Origin of the sequence: Corallococcus sicarius (assembly GCF_003611735.1) — a bacterium.
GTDB lineage: Bacteria > Myxococcota > Myxococcia > Myxococcales > Myxococcaceae > Corallococcus > Corallococcus sicarius.
In genome coordinates, this window is record NZ_RAWG01000496.1 from 1 (window position 1) to 4,576 (window position 4,576).

Below are 4,576 nucleotides of genomic sequence, written 5' to 3' on the forward strand. Positions count from 1 at the left end.
CGTCGCCGCCCCTGCCCCGCGCTACCTGGACGGGCTGGGCCACACGCCCGAACAGCAGAAGCTGCTCGGCGAGGTGAGCCGCGCGCTGGAGGCGTACGAAGCCGAGTCGCGCGACTTCCACCGCGAGGTGAAGCAGCTGGTGGAGCGCCGGTATGCGCAGCGGCGCGCGGCGCTCTCCGGCTCCTACGAGAAGACCCTCACCTCGCTGGAGTCGCAGGAGCGCAGCAACCGGCTGGACGCCATCTCCCGCTTCGAGGACTTCCTCCGCCGCTACCCCAACGAGCCCCGCTCCACGCCGGACGTGATGTTCCGCCTGGCGGAGCTGTACTACGAGCGCTCGGCGGACGAGCACCAGCTCGCGCGCAAGGACTACACGGAGCGCGTGCGCACGCTGTCGGACGAGGCGATGGCGGACCTGCCGCCGGAGCCCGAGGTGGACTTCACGCCGTCCATCGGCCTGTACCGCCAGTTGCTCGCGCAGTTCCCGGACTACAAGCTCAACGACGGCTCGCTGTACCTGCTGGCGTACTGCCTCTCCGAACAGCACAAGGACGAGGAGAGCCTCGCCACCTACCAGCAGCTCACCACGCGCTACCCCCAGAGCCGCTTCACCACCGACGCGTGGACGCGCATCGGCGAGTACTGGTTCGAGGACGAGACGGACCCCGCGGCGCTGCGCAAGGCCGCCGACGCGTACACCGCCGCCACGCGCGACACCGGACACCGCTTCTACGACAAGGCCCGCTACAAGCTCGCCTGGACGTACTACCGGATGGACTGGTTCGACGAGTCCGTGGACAGCTTCCTGCTGCTGCTGGACCACTACCAGTCCCACCAGCAGTCCGGTGACAAGGCGGACGAGGGCGACCTGCGCGCCGAGGCGCTCCAGTACATCGCGCTGTCGCTGGCCGACGAGACCTGGGGCGGCATGGCCCGCGCGAAGGAGGTCTTCGCGAAGCGCGGCGGCCGTCCCTACGAGGCGGAGGTGTACCGGCGGCTGGGCAACGCCTACTTCGACCAGGTGCGCAACGAGGACGCCATCGCCGCGTACCAGCAGGTGCTGACCATGGATCCGCTGACCGCGGACGCGCCGCAACTCCAGCAGCGCATCGTCCAGGCCTACGAGCGCGACCGGCGCATGGACCTGTACGCCCGCGAGTCCGAGAAGCTGGCCAACGACTACCTGCCCGGCGGCGCGTGGTACGAGAAGAACAAGGACGATACGAACGCGCTGTCCAACGCGCAGACGCTCGCCGAGCAGAGCCTGTACACCGCCGCCGCGTACCAGCACCAGCAGGCCCAGTCGTTCCAGAAGGAGGGCAAGGCCGAACAGTCCGTGTCCACCTACGCGGGCGCCGCGCGCGCCTACGGCACGTACCTGGAGCGCTTCCCGCGCAGCAAGAACGCATACCCGATGCGCTTCTTCCTCGCGGAGTGCCTCTTCAATTCGAACCAGTTCGACGCTGCGGCGAAGGCGTACGAAGCGGTGCGCGACTCCAACCAGGACGACACCTACCGCCACGTGTCCGCGCACAACGCGGTGCTCGCCTGGAAGGAGCAGCTCACCCGGGACGTGAAGGAAGGCCGCGTGCCGGAGCGCAAGCCGCTGCGCGCCGCCGAGCGCCCCAAGGACAGCCCCCACGCGCCCGTGGCCCTGGCGGAGACGGAGGCGCGGCTGGTGAAGGCGTCCGACACCTACGTGGCGATGCTTCCGAAGGAAGAGGCCGCGCCGGGCATCGCCTACCAGGCCGCGGAGCTGTTCTACACGCACGACGACTTCGCCCAGGCCCGCCCGCGCTTCGAGCGCGTGGTGCAGGCGTATCCCCGCAACGCGGTGGCCGGCTACGCCACCAACCTCATCATCGAGTCGTTCCTCGTCGACCAGGACTGGAAGAGCGTGGAGGAGGTCAGCGCGCGGCTCGCCAGCAACGCGCAGGTGGTGGATCCCCAGAGCGACCAGTACCGCGAGCTGATGAAGTTCAAGCTCGCCGGGCGCTTCAACCTCGCGGACCAGCTCGCGGCCCAGAAGCGCTACGACGAGGCGGCGAAGAAGTACCTCCAGCTCGTGGAAGAAGCGCCCCGCCATGAGTTCGCCGACAAGGCGCTCAACAACGCGGCGGTGGCGTACGAGGAGCTGCGCCGGTTCGATTCCGCGATGAAGCTCTACGAGCGCGTGTACCGCGACTACCCGAAGTCGCCGTGGGCCCACACCGCGCTCTTCCGCGTGGCCGTCAACGCGCAGAAGTCCTACGACTTCGACAAGGCCGTCACGAGCTACCAGAAGCTGGTGAAGGACTACCCGGCGGCGGAGGAGCGCGAGGCGGCGCTCTACAACGCGGCGGCCCTGCTCGAAGGCCAGCAGCGCTACGCGGAGGCCGCGGCCGCGTTCCAGCGCTGCGTGGAGCTGTTCCCGCACGGCAAGAACGCGCCGGAGAACCAGTACCGCGCGGCCCGCATCCTGGAGAAGCAGGGCGACACGCGCGGGGAGATCAAGGCGCTGGAGGCGTTCGTCCGCAAGTTCGCGAGCAAGCCGGATCAGGTGGAGCTGGTGGTGGACGCGAAGCGCCGCCTGGGCGATGCGTGGAAGAAGCGGGGCAACGCGAAGGAGGCCTCGCGCGCCTATGCCGCCGCCGCGGAGGAGTTCGACCGGCGCAAGCTGAAGCCGGAGACGCAGCAGCGCGCCGCCGAGGCCGCCGCCTACAGCCGCTTCCAGTTGGCGGAGGCGGAGTTCCAGCGGTTCGACGCGCTGAAAATTACCGGCTCCGGCAAGGTGCTGGAGCGCAGCTTCAACAAGAAGACCGAAGCCGTGAAGACCGTGAGCGATGCGTACGGGAAGGTGCTGCCGTACAAGCAGCTCGAGTGGTCGCTGGCCTCGTTCTACCGGCGTGGGCACGCGCTGGAGCGCTTCGGCAACACGCTGCTGGAGGCCCCGGTGCCGCCGGAGGTGAAGCGCCTGGGCGACGACGCGGTGCTGGCCTACCAGGACATGCTCACCCAGCGCACCGTCGCGCTGGAGGACCGCGCGGTGGAGAGCTACGCGGCCACGCTCAAGGAGGCGCGCAAGAACCGCGTCTCCAACGAGTGGACGCACCGCACGCTCGAAGCCCTCAACCGCTTCCGGCCCAAGGAGTACCCCGTCCTGAAGGAACCCAAGGGCGCCATCGCGTCGGAGACCGTGTACCCGGACGGCCTCGTGGGCAGCCTCACCGCGCCCGTGCCGCCCGCGCGGACCGACCCCGACAAGGCCCCCCGGCTGACGGAAGAGGGCGCACGATGAGGCACCCCAGGCGATTCGCGCTCACCGGGCTGGCGCTCTGGCTGTCCGCCTGCGCCTCCGGCCCCCAGACGCCCACGGACTCCAAGCTCGACGGGCCCTCCACGGGGCCCATCGCCTCCGCGAGCACCGGCACGAAGCCGGAGGCCCCGAAGGCTCCCGAGCCCCGGGTGTCTTCCGGCGCGGACAAGGACTTCTCGCGCGCGGTGGAGATCGCCCGGCGCGGCGAGCTGAGCATCGCGGAGACCGCGCTCAAGGCCCTGCTGGAGAAGTCCCCGAAGCTCGCGCCCGCGTGGACGAACCTGGGCATCGTGCAGGAGCGCCAGGGCCGCCTCCCCGACGCGGAGCGCTCCTACCGGCAGGCCGTGTCGCTGGAGCCGGAGCTGGAGACCGCCTGGGACTGCCTCGTGCGCCTGTCCTCGCGCACCGGCCGGCTGGCGTCCCTGGAGGCGGAGCTGCGCGAGGCGCTGACGAAGCAGGACTCGGTGGCCCGCCGCACGGCGCTCGCGCTCACGCTGCTCCTGCAGAAGCAGCACGCGCCCGCCGTCGCCGAGGCCCGCCGCGCGCTCCAGGTGGACGAGCAGCACGTGCCCGCGATGCAGGTGCTCGCGCAGGTGTACGCCCGCGAGGGCAAGTACGAGCTGGCGTCCATGGTGCTGGGCAACGCGCTCGCCATCGACGCGCAGGACGCTTCCACGCTCAACGCCCTGGGGCTCGTGCACCTGGGGCTCAAGGAGCGCCCGCAGGCCCTGGAGCGCTTCCGGCAGGCCATTGCCCTGCGGCCGGACTTCGCCGAGGCACGCAACAACCTGGGCGCCCTGCTCAACGAGGGCGAGGACTACCCCGCCGCCCGCGTGGAGCTGGAGGCCGCCGTGCGCGCCGCGCCGGACTTCGCCGCCGCCCACCTCAACCTGGGCAACGCCTACCGGGGCGAGGGCGACTTCGCGCGCGCCCTGGCCGAGTACGAGCGCGTGCTCCAGCTCCAGCCCGACGGCAAGGACCCGTACTTCAACCTGGCCCTGCTCCACCTGGACCTGGAGCCCGCCGGCATGGACCCGCTGGAGCGGCTCCAGAAGGCCGTGGCCTACCTGGGCCAGTACCAGGCCAAGGGCGGCACCGACGAGCGCACCGCCCAGTACGTGAAGGACGCGAACAAGGGCATCGACCGGGAGACGCGCCGCCGCGAGCGCGAGCGCAAGGAAGGCCTGAAGAAGGCCGCCGAAAAGCCTCCGGAAACCGCCGCGAAGCCTCCGGAAACCGCCGCGAAGCCCACCGAGGCCGCCGCGACCCCCACCCCACCCC

Annotated in this window: 2 protein-coding genes; both read left to right on the forward strand. The window is 70.6% G+C overall.

What is annotated here, in order from left to right; all coding sequences use genetic code 11:
* The coding region (locus D7X12_RS39515) for a tetratricopeptide repeat protein (protein ID WP_120630311.1) at positions 1 to 3,277 on the forward strand (3,277 nt) is incomplete at its 5' end.
* The coding region (locus D7X12_RS39520; protein WP_120630312.1) for a tetratricopeptide repeat protein at positions 3,274 to 4,576 on the forward strand (1,303 nt) is incomplete at its 3' end. The genes D7X12_RS39515 and D7X12_RS39520, both read left to right, overlap by 4 nt.